Origin of the sequence: Butyrivibrio sp. MC2013 (genome assembly GCF_000424585.1) — a bacterium.
Taxonomy (GTDB): Bacteria; Bacillota; Clostridia; order Lachnospirales; family Lachnospiraceae; genus Butyrivibrio.
Map to the genome: position 1 here is coordinate 65,116 of NZ_KE384211.1, position 17,591 is coordinate 82,706.

Below are 17,591 nucleotides of genomic sequence, written 5' to 3' on the forward strand. Positions count from 1 at the left end.
GGTAGGTAATAATGTCTTTTACAGATCAGAGCAAAATCAGAAATTTTTGTATTGTAGCCCATATAGACCATGGTAAGTCTACTCTGGCAGACAGGCTTATAGAGAAGACCGGTGTCTTGACCAGCAGGGAGATGAGTGCTCAGGTGCTCGATAATATGGATATCGAGCGTGAGAGGGGCATCACCATCAAGAGCCAGGCTGTACGTATGGTTTATAAGGCCCAAGACGGAGAAGAATATATCCTTAATATGATAGATACGCCCGGCCACGTTGACTTTGGATATGAAGTCTCAAGGAGCCTGGCAGCCTGCGACGGAGCAGTGCTTGTAGTAGATGCCACACAGGGAGTAGAGGCCCAGACACTGGCCAATGTATATATGGCTTTGGATCATGATCTTGACGTTTTCCCGGTTATCAATAAGATCGATCTTCCCAGTGCCCAGCCTCAGGAAGTCAAGGATGAGATAGAGGATATCATAGGTATCGAAGCTCAGGATGCACCTCTTATATCTGCCAAGAGCGGCATAGGTATTGAGGAAGTCTTGGAGAATGTTGTCCGCAGGATTCCCGCACCTGACGGAGATGCAAATGCTCCTCTTAAATCCCTTATATTTGATTCTATATATGATCCTTACAGAGGCGTAATAGTATTTGTCAGAATCAGGGACGGCGTACTCAAAAAGGGCATGAAGGTACGCTTTATGCAGACCGGAGCAGAAGAGGAAGTTGTAGAAGTTGGCTATTTTGGCCCCGGACAGTTTATTCCCTGTGATGAGCTTTCTGCCGGAATGGTAGGCTATTTTACCGCTTCTATCAAGAATATCCAGGACAGCCGTGTGGGTGATACCGTAACAGCTGTTGAGAATCCTTGCGAGGAAGCACTTCCCGGATATAAGAAGGTCATGCCCATGGTATATTGCGGCATATACCCTGCTGATTCAGCCAGATATCCCGATCTTCGTGATGCGCTGGAAAAACTCCAGCTCAATGATGCATCGCTTTTCTATGAGCCGGAGACCTCTCAGGCTCTTGGCTTTGGCTTTAGATGCGGATTCCTGGGACTCCTTCATCTGGAAGTAGTACAGGAGAGACTAGAGAGAGAATACGATCTGGACCTGGTAACCACAGCCCCCAGCGTTGTATACAAGGTCTACAAGACAGACGGCAGTGTGATAGAATTGACCAATCCCTCTAATCTGCCGGATCCTTCCGAGATTGAATATATGGAAGAACCCATAGTCAGCGGCGAGATCATGGTGACTACGGATTATATTGGTTCTATTATGCAGCTATGTCAGGAGAGAAGGGGCAAATATCTGTCTACTGACTATGTGGAGCAGACCAGGGCTATACTCAAATACGATCTGCCCCTTAATGAGATCATATATGATTTCTTTGATGCACTTAAATCCAGATCCAGAGGCTATGCTTCCTTTGATTATGAGATCAAGGGCTATGAGAGATCAGATCTGGTTAAGCTGGACATCCTGATCAACAGGGAGAACGTAGATGCTCTTAGCTTTATAGTGCATAAGGATGGCGCTTATGAAAGAGGTCGTAAGATGTGTGAGAAGCTCAAGGATGAGATCCCGAGGCATCTTTTTGAGATCCCTATCCAGGCGGCAGTGGGCGGCAAGGTAATAGCCAGAGAAACAGTCAAGGCTATGCGCAAAGACGTGCTTGCCAAGTGCTATGGCGGTGATATCAGCCGTAAGAGAAAGCTCCTTGAGAAACAGAAGGAAGGTAAGAAGAAGATGAGGCAGATCGGAAGTGTTGAGATACCTCAGAAGGCCTTCCTTAGCGTACTGAAGTTGGATGAAGGCAAATAACATATGGTGACATTATGACTGACGGCTTATCTCTGTACATACATATACCTTTTTGTGTTAAGAAGTGTAATTACTGTGATTTTTTGTCTTTTTGCCCTGACGAAGCTACTATGAGCAGTTATTTTACAGCTCTGATAAATGAGATATCATCTGGCAGGGGACTGGTGGAGAGCCTTAGAAGCTACAATAAATCTCCCGAAAAGGATAATAGTATTAAGAGCATTTTCATAGGAGGCGGTACGCCTTCATATGTGGATGCTTCATATATCAGATGCATCCTTGATAAAGTCAGGGAAGTATTTGAACTTAGGAAAGATGCCGAGATCACTATTGAAGTAAATCCCGGCTCTGCAAGTCTTGCAAAATTACAGGAATATAGAAATGCCGGTGTTAACAGAATCAGTATTGGTGCTCAGTCTATGAATGACAGGGAACTGGAGGTTCTGGGCCGCGTTCATAACAGTGCTGATTTCCATGAGACATTTAATAATGCCAGGGCTGCCGGCTTTGACAATATCAATGTGGATCTCATGAGTGCCCTTCCCGGGCAAAGCGCTGCCTCATATAATGAGGGGCTCATGAAGGTCCTCGCACTAAAACCTGAGCATATCTCGGCCTATAGCCTCATCATAGAGCCTGGTACTCCTATGTACGAGCATTATATGAAGGTTAACGATAGGGATCATGCTGATATTGAAGATGAGCTTGTAAGAGAGGGGCTGGTAGCAGGAGAGAATGCCCCTGCTGCAGAAGATAGTATTTATCCTCCTCTTCCTTCAGAAGACGAAGAGAGACAGATGTATGAGGATACACTCCTGGTATTAGAGTCTGCAGGATATCACAGATACGAGATATCCAACTACTCACGTAATGACGGTGACTATGAATGCAGACATAATAAGGTCTATTGGGAAAGAGGAGATTATCTGGCATTTGGTCTTGGCGCCAGCGGCATGTATGACAATATCCGTTGGGCTAACAGCTCTGATATAGCTGTCTATAATGCCTTTTGGGATCAGCATGAGAAGCTCTCTGCCAAGGAAGTGGCAGCCTACCTTTTTATGCGCAATCCTATTCCCACTTCCCCCTATGCAGGGATAGAGAACGTGGGCATCAAAGCCCAGATAGAAGAGACTATGTTCCTGGGACTTAGGGAAATGAAGGGTATATCAAGAGATGATTTTTATAACAGCTTTGGTAAAGAGCTGGATGCCTTCTATTGCGATATATTGCCGGAGCTTATAAGCCAGGGCTTCATAGAGGATCTGGGACACAGTATCAGACTTACTCCTCTTGGCATTAGCCTTAGCAACAGTGTACTTGCCCGTTTTCTCCTTGAGGATTATGGCTAATAGCTTTATCTTGCATGGAACATCTTCATCTGCATTGTATCCTGGTCCTGCGAGAACTGGACAGCCATCTCTCTTGAGATGATACGTTTTTGATACAGCTGGATGATAGCTTCGTCCATAGTGATCATACCCATCTTGCGGTTGGTCTGCATGACAGTAATCAGCTGATGGGTCTTGCCTTCACGGATCATATTACGCACAGCAGAGTTGCAATGCATTACTTCAAAGGCTCCCACACGGGCATTGCCATCTGCGGTAGGGATGAGCTGCTGGGAGATGACTGCTTCCAGCACGTTGGCCAGCTGTATTCTGATCTGCTGCTGCTGGTGAGGAGGGAATACGTCTATTATACGGTCTACAGTACTGGCTGCTCCTATGGTATGAAGTGTAGAGAAGACCAGGTGACCTGTCTCTGCAGCTGTGATAGCAGTAGATATGGTCTCGAGATCACGCATCTCACCTACCAGGATAACATCAGGATCTTCACGAAGTGCAGCGCGTAGTGCTGCAGCATAAGAATCGGAATCAAGACCTATTTCACGCTGATTGACTATAGACTTATTGTGATGATACAGGTACTCAATAGGGTCTTCCAGTGTGATAACATGAGCTTCACGCTCTTTATTGATCAGATCTATTATAGAGGCCAGTGTGGTGGACTTACCTGAACCGGTAGGTCCTGTGACCAATACCAGGCCTCTTTTTCTTGAATACAGTTCCACTACGCTTCTTGGTATTCCCAGCTTCTCATACGAAGGAATGACAGTAGAAACCACACGCATAGCAAGAGCCACAGAGCCTCTTTGCTTAAAAACATTCACACGAAAACGACCTATTTCCGGAATGGAAAAGGACATATCATGCTGGCCTGCCGCTTCAAAGAGCTTTTTTTGAGTATCGTTCATTATGGAATCAGCTATGATAAGTGTGTCTTTGGGCAGCATCTTGCCAAAACTGTCAAGAGATACCAGTTCTCCATTTACTCGCATCTTAGGCGGAATACCTACGGTTATATGAACATCTGACGCTCCGGCTTCTTTTGCTGCATACAGGATATCTCTGATATCAGCCATAATGACCTCCGTACCATCTTCAAACTTATTATCCAAATGAATTAATTTGGTGAATTCCCCGTTTAAATTCTTATCGGCTAAAATAGAAAAATTTATCAGTGTAAATGGACCAGAGGGGGACGGGGTTATTGGACCACCCTTATCCATTATCAAATATTTAAGCTTTTAGTTAAACTCGCAAACGCTTCGCTTTTTGCTCGTTATAAAATCACTGCTGACGCAGTTCTACGGGTACGGGGCTTATAACCCCGCACCCGTAATCAAGATATTCCCACCACCTAAAGGTGGTGGGTTATCTTGATTATTTTATATAATAAGAGCCCTGGGGGCTGATATAGCCTTTTAGCTGCATCATTGTAAGAAGAGGCAGTAATTCGGATGCCTTGCAGTTAATACCTGATAGTGAGAGTTTTTCCAGGATCTGGGATGAGGACATAGGATAGATATCCATCACAGATAATACAGCTTTTTCCATGTCAGTCAGATGAATGGCAGGAGACGAGGCTTCATTAGTCCTCACTTTTTGCGCACTATCATCCTTTTTATCCCCATCAAGACCTGTGAAAAAGCTCTCTTTGATATCATTCACACAAGTAGCGATACCGGCGCCTTGTCTTATCAGGTCATTGCAGCCGTCGCTGATTCTGTCAGTGATCCTGCCGGGTACTGCAAATATCTCTCGACCTTGTTCGAGGGCCATATCTACAGTGATAAGTGTACCTGACTTTTTTCTGGCTTCTACTACAAGTACAGCATCAGACAGTCCGGATATTATCCTGTTTCTCACAGGGAAAAAGCCTCTTTGGGGCATTGTTCCCGGAGGGTATTCTGAGATTATACCTCCTCCTTTTTTTAATTCCTCATATAGCTCTCTGTTATCTGCGGGATAGCAGATATCTACTCCGCAGCCAAGGACCGCAAAAGATCTGCCTGATACAGACAGTGCTGCTTTTTGGCTGATCCCGTCAACACCCATGGCCATCCCGCTTATGATCTGAATACCAGATTCGGCAAGACCCATGCCAAATTCTCTTGCGGCGAACCTGCCGTATTCACTGCACATCCTGGCTCCTATTATGGCTACAGATGGGTATGACTCCAACGGGAGCTCACCAAGGAGATATAAAGATGCAGGAGGATCGGGAATATTACGAAGCTTGGATGGAAATTCATCGGATATGAAAGGTATGATGCGTATTCCCTTTTTGCGCATTTCTTTGTAGCTCTCTGCGGCATCAAAGCATTTCCTTTTACTTATAAAGTTTCCAAGAGCTCCTGCACTCATATAATTCTTTAGTACATCTTCACCTAGTCTTGATATCTCTTCAATATCTCCGTATCTGTCATATAATTTGAATAATGTCCTCTTGCCAAAGCCTTCTATAGAGGCCAGCATATGAAAACATATCTCTTCTTTGACTGTCATTTTACAGATCCTTTCTGATTGTTTAATGTATTATTCCATATAGCTTTTCTGTCTGGGATCGTTCATTCGATAGCAGGCAGCTTCAGCAAGATGGCATTCCTGTATATTCTCGGACCCGTCAAGGTCTGCGATGGTCCTGGCTACTTTGATGATCCTGTGATAGGCTCTGGCTGACAGGTCCATGGATGCGTAGAGTTTCTCCATAAACCTTCTCTCAGAGGGACCAAATTTGCAGTATTTCTCAATGTCCCTGGGGGTCATTTCCGAGTTAAAAGATATATTGGCATCCTTAAACCTCAGCTTTTGGATCTCTCTTGCCTTTAGGACCCTTTGCCTGATGCTGCTGCTGGATTCAGATGCGGTGCTTCCTCCCGATAGCTCTATATAGTCAACCTTTGGTGCATCAATGCTCAGATCTATCCTGTCCAGCAAGGGGCCGGACAGATGGCCCATGTAGTTATTTATCTGCTTCTGGCTGCAGCGGCATTTGCCTCTATCGGGATAATGACCGCAGGGACAGGGATTCATGGCTGCGATGAGCATGAACGCAGCAGGATAAGAATAGTTGCCGGCAGCACGTGCTATATTGATCTTATGGTCTTCTAAGGGCTGTCTCATGATATCCAGGGTAGTTCTGGAGAACTCTGCGATTTCATCAAGAAAGAGTACTCCTCTATGAGATAGAGATATTACTCCGGGCCTTGGAATCTTGCCGCCGCCTGTGAGCGCAGAGGCTGTAATTGAATGATGAGGAGCTTCAAAGGGCCTTTTGGTGATCAGGGCTTTTCCCGGGGGCATAAGACCTGCAACGCTGTAAATTGTTGATACTTCAAGACTTTCTTCAAGTGAAAGAGGAGGGAGTATTCCCGGCAATCTTTTGGCTATCATGCTTTTACCTGCTCCCGGCGGCCCTATCATGAGCACATTATGAAAGCCGGCTGCAGCAATCTCCATAGCCCGCTTTAGTGCTGATTGCCCATATATATCTGCAAAGTCCAGATTGTCATCACCTTCTTCATCTGCAAAGATCCTATCTATGTCTACTTTGGCAGGGGGGATCAGTCTGTCTCTTTCCTTTGCATCTGAATTAAGATAAGCGATGCATTCTGTTAGATTTCTGACACCTATTATCCTGGCGTCTTCTGCGCAGACGGCACCTTCCATTGCATTGTCATAGGGCAGGATACAGGTTTTGATTCCGCTTTCTATCGCCTTCCTGATCATTGGCAGTACTCCGCTTACAGCCCTGACTTCTCCGTCCAGGCCCAGCTGACCTATGATAAAGCAGCCCTCAAGCGATTCCTTTTCTATTTCACCCATACAGGCCAGGATACCTACTGCCACAGGAAGATCTATGCTAACGCCTTCCTTTCTCAGATCCGCAGGAGAGAGGTTTACTGTGATCCTGCTGGGCGGAATCTTGATCCCTGAATTCTTGAGAGCCACCTTGACTCTTTCCTGGGCTTCCCTGACTTCCGCGCCGGGCAGCCCCACCATATTAAAAGATGGCAGGCCTTGAGATACATCGATCTCAACACCTATCAGATAACTGTTGATGCCATGTATGGCACCTGCTGTGATAGTACTGAACATATTACGACTCCTTTCGTTATTTGGATCAGCATCATGCTTTTGAGCATACGAAAACAAACGCACCCGTACGCTGCGAAAAAACGTTTATTTATTCATGGAAAAAACTATCTGTGAACACAGATTGTCACCAGAAAATAAGATTGTGATTTTCACCCACGCAAATATAGCATAAAATATATTTAGTATCAAGGGGGGGGATTTTCCGGCTTTTAAGACAGTTTTAAGATTGCATATATATAATCGCTGATGTAGAGGTGAATGCTGCGAATTTACACTACGGTGAGGAGATATTTGATCTGTCATGAATAAACTTAAGGCGAAAATGACCAGGGACAGACTTGTTTCTTACGCCTTTCTTGCCCCAAGCTTATTGGGAGTACTGATTTTTTACGGGGCACCATACGGCGTTGTAGTATATTTTTCCCTTGTTAATAATCCCATACAAAACGTATTCGTTGGTTTTGATAATTTTGCAAGAGTGATAGCTAATCATGCTTATAATCAGGCGCTGGGCAATACACTGCGGTTTTCTGCAGTTGCTGTACCTCTTGCAGTTATACTATCCCTTTTCCTGGCTCTTATCATGGAGTCCAGGATTCCTGCAAAGAGTGTGTTCAGGACCATGTTCCTCTCGCCTATGGTAGTGCCCATTGCTTCCATAGTGCTGATCTGGCAGGTCATGTTCAATTATAACGGCCTTACCAATAAGATACTTGGCGCTCTTATTGGGATGCCACCTGTTGACTGGCTCAAGTCTTATCAGGCTCCTTTTGTTATCCTGGTCCTATTTCTATGGAAGAGCCTGGGATACAATATGATCCTATTTATGTCAGCGCTGTCCAATATACCTGAAGAGATGTATGAAGTAGCTTCTCTTGAAGGTGCTGACAAGCTGCAGCTGCTTTTTATGATCAAGATCAGATATATTTCACCGACCATTATTTTTACAGCTCTTATGAGTCTGATCAATTCCTTTAAGGTATTCAGAGAGATATACCTGATGACGGGCAAGCATCCTCATGAAGCTCTATATATGCTGCAGCATTATATGAACAATATGTTCGAGACCCTGGATTATCAGAATCTTTCAGCAGCTGCCATACTTATGTCATTGGCAGTGGCTGCGATCGTGGCTGTCCTTTTTGTCATCGAATCAAGAATAGGAAGGGATATGGAAGAATAATGATAAATAAAAGCCATTCCGGGCTGCCATACAGGGAATGTATTATCGAGAGAGCTCCCAAAAGGGAGGATGTCTCAAAAGATGTCAGACGATACTCTAAAAAAGAGATTGAAGAAGAGGTAGCAAGATACAGGCAATATATAATCAGTCACAGGCTGGGGAAGAAAATGTCTGTAATAATGACTATCCTTGGAACTATGGTTTGCGGGCTATTTGCAGTGATGTTCCTTTTGCCTTTGATACTGACATTTACCAATTCCTTTATGGGCCCCGAAGAGATAACAGCCGATTACGGCTCTATATTTTCCACCAGCAGTTATGGCGGCAAGGTATTTGTCTCCAAAACAGTGGAGCTTAAGTTCATACCTGACAGAGTGACTTTATCACAGTATTTTACAGTACTGCTCAAAAGTCCTGAGTATCTGGAGAAATTCTGGAACTCAATGATATATACAGTGCCCATAGTGGTATTCCAGCTGATAGCTGCATCCATGGCATCCTATGGCTTTGCCAAATATCCATCAAAGAGAAAGAATGTACTATTCTTTTTCTATACCATCATAATGATGATGCCATATCAGGTCACGCTGGTACCTAACTATCTGGTAGCTAATTTCTTTCATCTGGTAGACAGCTCATGGGCAATATGGCTGCCCGGTATATTCAGTCCTTTTGCGGTATATCTTCTCACCAAGTATATCAGGAGGATACCAAAGGCAATATTTGATGCTGCAAGGATAGACGGAGCAGGAGAATGGCAGGTATACAGACAGATAGTACTTCCCCTGTGTAAGGGCGCGCTGGCATCAGCAGCTATTCTTATATTCATAGATTACTGGAATATGGTAGAACAGCCGCTGATACTATTGACAGATGAATATAAGTATCCGTTGTCGGTATTTTTGTCCCAGATCAATCAGGGAGAGATATCCCTTGCGTTTGCGGTTGCTGTTATATATATGGTGCCGCCTCTACTGGTATTTCTCTATGGAGAAGAGTATCTGGTAAACGGTATTGTTTATCAGGGAGGAGTCAAAGGCTAGTTTCAGATATTATTGACAACGGGTTTTGCTGATAAGTGATAAGACAATAATCAAAAGGGGAAATCATTAAGTCATGAAAAGAAAAGCTAACGATAATGATATTAAAAACAAGGTTTTGGATACTATCAGTATTGATAGCGCGGACGAGAACAAAAGTGAAGAAAAAGTTCAAATGACTGCAAGCAGCCATATTGAAGATGAAGAATATCCTGTAGTGACAAGTGAAGCTGAAAATATTCAGAAAAACGCAGATGATCAGATCTATAGTGAGGATGATCTGGAAGAAGCTCTTGATGCCGAAGCCAAAAAGCTTTCAAAGAAGAGAAGGGTAAAATATGAGAATATTCCTGATGGCATGACCAGGCAGGAATATATCACCATGAAGAGAAAGGACAAGATCAAGAACTTTACGATCCTCTTTCTGGTGATACTGCTTCTCCTTACCTTCTTTTCCAATACAATAAGAAATATGACTCTGCCCATGGTGGCAACTGCCTATGTACAGGACGGGCGCATATCTCCACAGATCAGAGGCAGCGGTACTGCTGATGCAGGCCAGCCCTATAATGTAGTCCTGTCAGAATCAAGGACCATAGAGCTTCTGGATGTAAAGGTAGGAAGCGAAGTAAAGGCCGGAGATACCATCTGTACACTGGAAGACAGCCAGTCAACAGAGCTGACAGACGCGGAAAATGCTGCTCAGCAGGCCAAGGATGCTTATGAGCTTGCAATGTTTGATACCAGCATACCTGCTGCAGATGTACAGGCTATAAGGGCAGGGGGAGAGATCTCACTTGACAGCTATATCACTCAGATGGGTCAGGCCAATTCCGCTTATAATCTGGCTCTTAAGGATGATACCGATGTACAGGCAGGCATAGATATGCTCCAGTATGAAAAGACTATCGCAGGCCTTTATGTGACTGCCAATAATGATCATGACAATCCTGCTGCCGGTTCTACCACAATGTCTGATGCTGATATCAAGTACCAGCTTACAAGGCTGGATACTCAGATATCCGAGGGGGAGAAGGACGTAACTGACCTTTCTGCCAAGAAGGAAGAGCTGCTGGCTCTGGTACAGAGCTATACAGAAAAGATTGACGGCGGTGCTACGCTGTCCGAGTCTGAACAGAGCAGCTATATCAGTGCTCAGATAGAGCTTGATGATGTGATAGGTCAGCTCTATGTGGCAGAATCCAAGCTAAATGCTGCCAGTGATGAGAAGATCAAGCTTACCGACTTTGGCAATCTGGAAGAGAGAAATGCAGCTTATTATGACGGCAGGATCGAATCTGAGAACCAGCACAAAAAAGAAACAGCCCTTGTTTTGGAGAATGCAACAAGACAAAGAGATGAGATCCTGGCCAAGATCAAGGCTGAGATAGGTCTCATATCCCTGAGAAAAGCCTATACAGATGCCAAGGATAAGGCAGATAAATTAAAGAGCAAGGTCATAGATACAAAGGTTACTGCTCCTCAGGACGGCGTTATCACTGCAATCAACTATCATGCAGGAGAAACAGTACCTCAGGGAGAGACTCTCTGCTCCATACAGCTCTCAGGTACTGATATTACAGTTAGCTTTAATGTATCAGCCGATCAGGCAAGAAAGGTCAAGGTAGGAATGGAGGCACAGCCTCAGAACGCATGGTATTACGACCAGTTCAAGGCTACTCTGATCTCCATCACCAATGATCCTGAGAATCCTTCCTCCTCAAGGAGGCTGAATTTTAAGGTGGAATGCCCTGATATAGCTGCAGGAGATTCTGTTTCTCTGACTCTGGGAGAGCAGGGAGCAGACTATGACATGGTAGTGCCCAACTCGGCTATCAAGGAGGATAACAGCGGCAAGTTCATCCTGATCATAGAGAGCAGGAATTCACCTCTTGGCAACAGATATATTGCCAGACGAGCTGATATCCAGGTACTTGCCTCAGATGACATCAATTCAGCCATCAGCGGCAGCTTTGAGAACTATTCCTATGTGATCACTACTGCCAGTGGCCCTGTTAAATCCGGAGACCAGGTGAGATTATCGGAGAGTGATCTGTGATTATGAAAGATAAAAAGCTTAGTATCAGAGCCGGAAAGCTGTTAAAGAAAATACGTGAGCTCTTTTGCCTTGCCAGGTTCAGGATGATAGTTTTGCCTATACTTATAATGATATGTATCATCCTGACCCTTGTAAGAGGCGCTATCATCAGATCCATGCTGGATCAAAACGCGTATATGAGCTGGGACAGTCATAAGAGCTATGGCCAGGTTACTGCTTTTTTTGCCGAGAAGGCCATGTTGAGCGCCGGCAGCATCAAAGAGATCGAATACAATCTGGACAAGGCCATGACTGAGAACTCCATTAAATCCGAAAACGGAGAGAGGCTCTTTAAGGACTGCTATTCGGCTATAGATAATGTCAATGTAGGCAGCACCGGCAAGACTTCAAATGTGAGAGCAGTAGGAGTAGGCGGAGACTTTTTCCTTTTCCATGAGCTGAAGCTGGTAAATGGGTCATTTTTTGACAAGGACAATGAAATGAAGGATCTCATAGTGATAGATGAGGACCTGGCCTGGTCATTGTTTGGATCTGACGACGTGCAGGGCAAGACCGTTTTGATCAATGATATTCCCCATATTATCAGCGGCGTGGTGGCAAGGCAAAGGGGCAGGATATCAGATGCTGCGGGACTGGACAGGAGTGTTATTTATATGTCATATGAAAGCCTCTATGCCATGAATGAAACTCCCGTAGGTGCTTTTGAAGTAATGCTGCCTGAAAAAGTAGACGGCTTTGGTATGAGGATTGTCAGTGACAAGCTGGATTATGATGAAAGCGATATGACCATTGTAGACAACAGAAACAGGTTTGGCCTTTCGGAAATGGTCAAAGTATTTTTATCTTTTCCTTCCAGGTCAATGCAGCTGACGGATTATAAGCTTCCCTACTGGGAAAACATTGCAAGAGCAGCAGAGGACATCATAAGCATATTACAGATTTTTATTTTAGCTTCCATGGTCCTTGCCTTTGCAGATGCTTTTTCCATAGGTGTAGTGATATATCGTAACAAAGGTTTTACTGCAAGATCTATTATTAACGGCATTGCAGATAAAGTATATGCATGGCAGTCAAAGAGACGCCCTGCGGAAAGCGAGTGAATATGAAGAGATCAAAGAAAGCAACTTGTCTCCTCCTTGCAGGAGTGATGGCAATGTCAGCTCTGTCAGGCTGCGGCGCACGCGGGGGCGGAGCCGGTAAGGCAGGAGAACGTAATTATGACCTTATCTACAAAGAAGAGGCTATAACTGTTGATGCAGATCTTACAGATCTGTATTCCTTAGTATGTAAGAATGACAGGCTCTTTGCCAGCGGTACCAAGTACAGCGAGGATTACAGCACAAGCTCATACAGGATAGTGAGCTTTAATGAGGACGGCTCAGACGTACAGGAACTGGATATTCCTTTAGAAACGAATGATAATTATTCAAATTATATCCAGTACACCATCCCTGATAAGGAAGGCAATATTTACACTCTGTTGGATTCCTATTTTGTATCTGATGACGGCAATGTATCAGAGGACACCTATGTCATCTACAAATATGACGCTTCAGGCAAGGAGCTATGGAACAGCCAGGTCAGCAAGACCTCCAGCAGCAACGATTATATCTATTACAACTCCATGGTAGTCCATGATGAGTATGGTATATTCCTCCAGGGCAGTAATGGTATTACCAATATTGATAAGAACGACGGTTCTATAAAGGGAACGATCAAGACTGATACTGATATAGGCTCAGTTTTTATTGGCAAGGATAATAAGATATATGCTACAGTAAGCGATGATAATAAGGGAAACCTTTGCGAAGTGGATGCAAATACCGGAAAGCTCACAAACTTTGTAAAGCTCCCTGTTTCCCTATATAATTATTCAACTCCCAAAGAGTCAGCTGAGCATGATATGCTCTTTACCGATTCAAACGGCGTCTCAACCTATGATATCGGTGACAATGAGATCATAGACAGGTGCTCATATATTGATTCTGACATTAATCCAGATGATGTATACACTGCCTGCCAGCTCTCCAATGGCGACTTTGTGGTATATCTGAGCAGCTATGATGATAATACAGGTGTTAATAACTTCAGAGTATCAAGGCTTGTCAAGGTAGATCCAAAGGAAGCTGCCAAGCAGAAGGTCATTACTCTTGGCTGCCACTATCTCAACTATACAGTTCAGAAGCAGATCCTGGAGTTCAACAAGCTGGGCGGTGAATACAGGATATCTGTAAAGGATTATTCCAAGTATGATACAGAGGATGATTATCAGGCAGGTCTAAAGAAGCTAAATACTGATATCATCTCAGGAAATGCGCCTGATATCATTCTGGCAGACAGTGATATGCCTCTTAATTCCTATATTTCCAAGGGAGTACTTGAATGTCTTGATCCTTATATTGAAAAGGATGAGGAGATTGATACGGCAGATTATCTTTCAAATGTGGTAGAGTCCTTTAAGACAAATGGTAAGAGCTATTTTGTAGTTCCTTCCTTCCAGATATATACCGTTGCTGCCAGAGAGTCTCTTCTGGAAGGCAAGGATAGCTGGGACTTTGATGATGTAATTGCTATAGCTCAGAAGAATAATATTGATCTGGGTAATGTATTTGGTGTCACCAATAGAGAAAGCTTCCTCTATATGGCTATTTACCTTGATTCTTATTCGTTTATAAACTGGGATGAGCATAAGTGCAGCTTTAACGATGGCGAGTTTGCAAAGCTCCTTGAATTCTGCAAAAAGCTTCCCAAGACTACACCTGATGAAGTATGGGACGAAGATACAGATTCCTGGTACAGATCCGGTAAAGCTCTTGCCAAGCCTCTATATCTCTACGGCTTCTCAGAATATGTTCAGGAGAGGAACGGATACTTTGGCAAAGACTTTAAGCTCATAGGCTTCCCCGGAGCCAAGGGCAACGGAAGCTGCCTGGTGCCTTCGCTTCAGTTTGCTATCAATGCATCATCTAAGGACAAGGACGGAGCATGGCAGTTCATTAAGAGATTCCTGTCAAAGGAATACCAGGATAATATAGAATATGACTTCCCTGTACTGACATCATCTATTGAAGAAAATGCTGATGTATCCATGATGGATCTTAATGATCAGGACGGCGGAGATGTTCATATCCTTAATAAGATGCAGGAGTATAATTCAAGCATCTACCTGGGAAATGAGGAGATTAAGATCGATCCTCTTACTCAGGAAGAGCGTGATGAGATGATGGATTTTGTCAAGTCTGTAGATGAACATATATCCTACAATTCAGAGATTGCTGATATTATCATCGAAGAGAGCACACCTTTCTTTGAAGGACAGAAATCTGTTCAGGAGGTATGTGATATCATCCAGAGCAGAGTTTCTGTATATGTAAATGAGAACAGCTAATATAGGGGGAGATCATGCTGGATATAACAATCAAATACTTTTCTGATGATATGGAAAGGATAGAGCTCATAGATGGCAAATCCGACTGGTTTGACCTCAGAGCCTTTGAGGATGTGACTTTGGCAAAAGGTGAAGCTGCTCTGATACCTCTTGGAGTAGCCATGAAGCTTCCTGATGGCTATGAAGCCCATATAGCACCAAGGAGCTCCACTTTTAAAAATTTTGGGATCATCCAGACCAACAGCGTAGGAGTGGTAGACAACTCCTACAGCGGTGATCAGGACATGTGGAGGATGCCTGTACTGGCTATGAGAGATACTATCATCCATAAAGGTGACAGGATCTGCCAGTTCAGAATTTTTGAAAAACAACCAGTAATTACTTTTACTGAGGTAGATCATCTTACAGGCCCTGACAGGGGCGGATTTGGCTCCACCGGAACTCGTTAAAACCTTTTAAAGGCCCGATTTTTTTCTGAATTTTTAGGAAACTCGGGTCTTATTTTTTGAAAATTCTTTCCGATATCTTTTGTAGCGTATCCGTATGCGCTGACTCAAAATGATATTAACATGGAGGAAAGAATATGAAATTTAAGAGTATTCAAGTAAGGATGCTTGCGATGATCGTCCCTATCATAGCTATAGCTATGATAGCTCTGACAGCGGTTGCTGCGGTTTCTTCTATCAAGAGTGTTGATGAAAGAGTCGGTTATGAGATGAGCGCTCATACCCAGAGCAATGTTAATGACATCGGCAAAAAGCTTACATTTGTCCAATCAGCAGCTATTGCTTTATCTGAAGCTGTAGATTCCACTTATAAAAGTGCATCTCTTGAAGAGTATCAGGATCTTATCACGGAGATCATTGAATCCAGTGATATGTTCCTTGGTTCAGGTATCTGGCTTGAACCCTATGTAAGAGATGAAAATGAAAAATATTTTGGTCCATATGTATACAAATCAGGAAGCGAAGTCATATTTACCATGGAGTACAATACTCCTGAATATGACTATTTGAACAGGCCCTTCTATACAGCCTGCTATTCACTGAAAAAAGGTGAAGCACAGATTGGTATGCCGTATTACGATGAACCCTCCGGCAATACACTTTCAACAACTGCGGTTGCCATTTTTGAAGGAGATACCCTCATTGGATGTGCTACATGCGGTATTTCCCTTGAGACTATCACATCACTGGTTGATAGTATAGAGATTGGTGAAACAGGACGCGCATTTCTTATCGCTGGTGACGGCACATATATCGCAGGTACTGATAATGACAAGATCATGAATGCTGTGAATATCACTGCTGACGATAATACATCTCTTGCTGCAGCAGGTGCTGAGATGATCGCCAATCAGACAGGCAACACAAGCTTTAGTGAAAATGGTGAAAAATACAGGCTTTATTACAGAGTGATCCCTGAAACAGGATGGATCCTGGGCATCAAGGTGGCAGAAAGCCAGCTCAGTGAATCAACAGACAAGATGGTCAGAGATCTGGTCATCGTAGCAGTTATAGCACTGCTTCTTGCTATTGGTATAGTGATCCTGTCAGTTAGCAGTATATCAAAGAGCATCAAGGCGGTACAGAAATTCTCAGGCGAGCTGGCAAAGGGTAACTTCAGAGTAGATAACCTTAAGGTAAAGAGCAAAGACGAGCTGGGTCAGATGGGCGAAGCTCTGAACTCAATGTATAGCAGCAATAAGGATATGATCAGTGATATTGCTGAGAAATCAACCGAAATTGCAAATTCGTCCCAGACTCTCAGTGATGCTTCTGATGCCCTCAAGGAGGACTTTGAAGAGATCCAGAAGGGCATGATGGATATCAATGATGCCATGACCAGCGCCAGTGCAGCTACTGAGCAGGTAAATGCTTCTGCTGAGGAAGTTAACTCCAATATGAATACTCTTGCTGAAAAGACCGAGGAAAGTAGTGAGAATGCGGGCAAGATCAAAGAGAAGGCCTACGAGATCGAAAAATCCTGTCAGGAGTCCAGTGATTCTGCAAAGAGTATTTGTACAGAGTTTGAAGGCAAAATCAAGGAAAGCATGGATAATGCTTCTGTTGTTGAAGAGATCGGGGCAATGGCAAAGACCATATCCGATATTGCAGAACAGATCAATCTCCTGTCACTTAATGCTTCTATTGAGGCAGCAAGAGCGGGTGAAGCAGGTAAGGGCTTTGCAGTCGTTGCTACTGAGATCGGTAAGCTCGCTACAGATACTTCCGGTGCAGTAAAGAATATCCAGGATACTGTATCCAGTGTTCAGGAAGCTTTTACCGATGTTACCAAGAATGCCAACGATCTCCTTGACTTCATCAGAGAGACTGTTATGTCTGACTATGAGAAGTTCACTGAGACTGCAGGCAGCTATGGTAAGGATGCAGAATACTTCTCGGATATTTCTGCTAAGGTATCTGAGATGAGCCATGGCGTAGAGAAGATCATGGGCGAAGTATCCCTGGCTATCCAGAATATAGCTGAGTCCACACAGGCTACTGCTGCAGTCAGTGCCAAGATTCTCGATACTGTTGACGGTGTATCAGGTACAGTAGACAATGTATCAGATATGTCCAAGCAGCAGTTCGATATTGCAGGTAATCTGGAAGATGTTGTTAATAAGTTCCAGCTTTAAGTTGAAG

Annotated in this window: 12 protein-coding genes; 9 read left to right on the plus strand and 3 right to left on the minus strand. The window is 43.9% G+C overall.

Translation table 11 applies throughout. From position 1 onward, the window contains the following. Positions 1-11 precede the first annotated feature (11 nt). Entirely contained in the window at positions 12-1,829 is a 1,818-nt protein-coding gene (gene lepA / locus G636_RS0114745) for a translation elongation factor 4 (RefSeq protein ID WP_026508670.1), read from the plus strand. 14 nt (positions 1,830-1,843) lie between these two features. Next, complete coding sequence (gene hemW, locus G636_RS0114750; protein WP_026508671.1) at positions 1,844-3,181, plus strand: radical SAM family heme chaperone HemW; 1,338 nt, start codon at positions 1,844-1,846, stop codon at positions 3,179-3,181. Between the two features lie 5 nt (positions 3,182-3,186). Here the strand turns inward: hemW and G636_RS0114755 are convergent, their stop codons facing one another. The 3 genes from G636_RS0114755 to G636_RS0114765 form a co-directional block, all read right to left on the minus strand. Further along, a complete protein-coding gene (locus G636_RS0114755; protein WP_026508672.1) occupies positions 3,187-4,254 on the minus strand; it encodes a type IV pilus twitching motility protein PilT in 1,068 nt (355 codons plus the stop codon). 301 nt (positions 4,255-4,555) lie between these two features. After that, complete coding sequence (gene dprA / locus G636_RS0114760) at positions 4,556-5,680, minus strand: DNA-processing protein DprA (protein ID WP_026508673.1); 1,125 nt, start codon at positions 5,678-5,680, stop codon at positions 4,556-4,558. A gap of 30 nt (positions 5,681-5,710) precedes the next feature. Next, positions 5,711-7,273, minus strand: a complete 1,563-nt coding sequence (locus G636_RS0114765; protein WP_026508674.1) for a YifB family Mg chelatase-like AAA ATPase — start codon at positions 7,271-7,273, stop codon at positions 5,711-5,713. Positions 7,274-7,574: 301 nt separating this feature from the next. Between G636_RS0114765 and G636_RS0114770 the strand changes: the two genes are divergently transcribed. From G636_RS0114770 to G636_RS0114800, 7 genes are all read left to right on the plus strand, one after another. After that, on the plus strand, positions 7,575-8,456 hold the full coding sequence (locus G636_RS0114770; RefSeq protein WP_026508675.1) for a carbohydrate ABC transporter permease: 882 nt from the start codon (positions 7,575-7,577) through the stop codon (positions 8,454-8,456). Beyond that, entirely contained in the window at positions 8,456-9,499 is a 1,044-nt protein-coding gene (locus G636_RS0114775; RefSeq protein ID WP_330364014.1) for a carbohydrate ABC transporter permease, read from the plus strand. The genes G636_RS0114770 and G636_RS0114775 overlap by 1 nt, the downstream gene beginning before the upstream one ends. A gap of 73 nt (positions 9,500-9,572) precedes the next feature. Beyond that, entirely contained in the window at positions 9,573-11,555 is a 1,983-nt protein-coding gene (locus tag G636_RS0114780; protein ID WP_026508677.1) for an efflux RND transporter periplasmic adaptor subunit, read from the plus strand. 2 nt (positions 11,556-11,557) lie between these two features. Further along, positions 11,558-12,655 (plus strand): ABC transporter permease, encoded by a 1,098-nt coding sequence (locus G636_RS0114785; protein WP_035779816.1) that lies wholly within the window; start codon positions 11,558-11,560, stop codon positions 12,653-12,655. Between the two features lie 2 nt (positions 12,656-12,657). Beyond that, a complete protein-coding gene (locus tag G636_RS0114790) occupies positions 12,658-14,943 on the plus strand; it encodes an extracellular solute-binding protein (protein ID WP_026508679.1) in 2,286 nt (761 codons plus the stop codon). Positions 14,944-14,957: 14 nt separating this feature from the next. Then, entirely contained in the window at positions 14,958-15,392 is a 435-nt protein-coding gene (locus G636_RS0114795) for a dUTP diphosphatase (protein WP_196803124.1), read from the plus strand. A 134-nt stretch (positions 15,393-15,526) separates the two neighbouring features. Then, positions 15,527-17,584, plus strand: coding sequence for a methyl-accepting chemotaxis protein (locus G636_RS0114800; RefSeq protein WP_026508681.1), 2,058 nt, complete (start codon positions 15,527-15,529; stop codon positions 17,582-17,584). The last annotated feature ends 7 nt before the right edge of the window (positions 17,585-17,591 follow it).

Excerpts from the sequence above, each read along its gene's own strand:
- G636_RS0114770 (WP_026508675.1), top strand. The coding sequence starts at position 7,575 with ATGAATAAACTTAAGGCGAAAATGACCAGGGACAGACTTGTTTCTTAC.
- G636_RS0114800 (WP_026508681.1), top strand. The coding sequence starts at position 15,527 with ATGAAATTTAAGAGTATTCAAGTAAGGATGCTTGCGATGATCGTCCCT.
- dprA (WP_026508673.1), bottom strand. The coding sequence starts at position 5,680 with ATGACAGTCAAAGAAGAGATATGTTTTCATATGCTGGCCTCTATAGAA.
- hemW (WP_026508671.1), top strand. The coding sequence starts at position 1,844 with ATGACTGACGGCTTATCTCTGTACATACATATACCTTTTTGTGTTAAG.
- G636_RS0114775 (WP_330364014.1), top strand. The coding sequence starts at position 8,456 with ATGATAAATAAAAGCCATTCCGGGCTGCCATACAGGGAATGTATTATC.
- G636_RS0114795 (WP_196803124.1), top strand. The coding sequence starts at position 14,958 with ATGCTGGATATAACAATCAAATACTTTTCTGATGATATGGAAAGGATA.
- lepA (WP_026508670.1), top strand. The coding sequence starts at position 12 with ATGTCTTTTACAGATCAGAGCAAAATCAGAAATTTTTGTATTGTAGCC.
- G636_RS0114785 (WP_035779816.1), top strand. The coding sequence starts at position 11,558 with ATGAAAGATAAAAAGCTTAGTATCAGAGCCGGAAAGCTGTTAAAGAAA.
- G636_RS0114780 (WP_026508677.1), top strand. The coding sequence starts at position 9,573 with ATGAAAAGAAAAGCTAACGATAATGATATTAAAAACAAGGTTTTGGAT.
- G636_RS0114790 (WP_026508679.1), top strand. The coding sequence starts at position 12,658 with ATGAAGAGATCAAAGAAAGCAACTTGTCTCCTCCTTGCAGGAGTGATG.
- G636_RS0114755 (WP_026508672.1), bottom strand. The coding sequence starts at position 4,254 with ATGGCTGATATCAGAGATATCCTGTATGCAGCAAAAGAAGCCGGAGCG.
- G636_RS0114765 (WP_026508674.1), bottom strand. The coding sequence starts at position 7,273 with ATGTTCAGTACTATCACAGCAGGTGCCATACATGGCATCAACAGTTAT.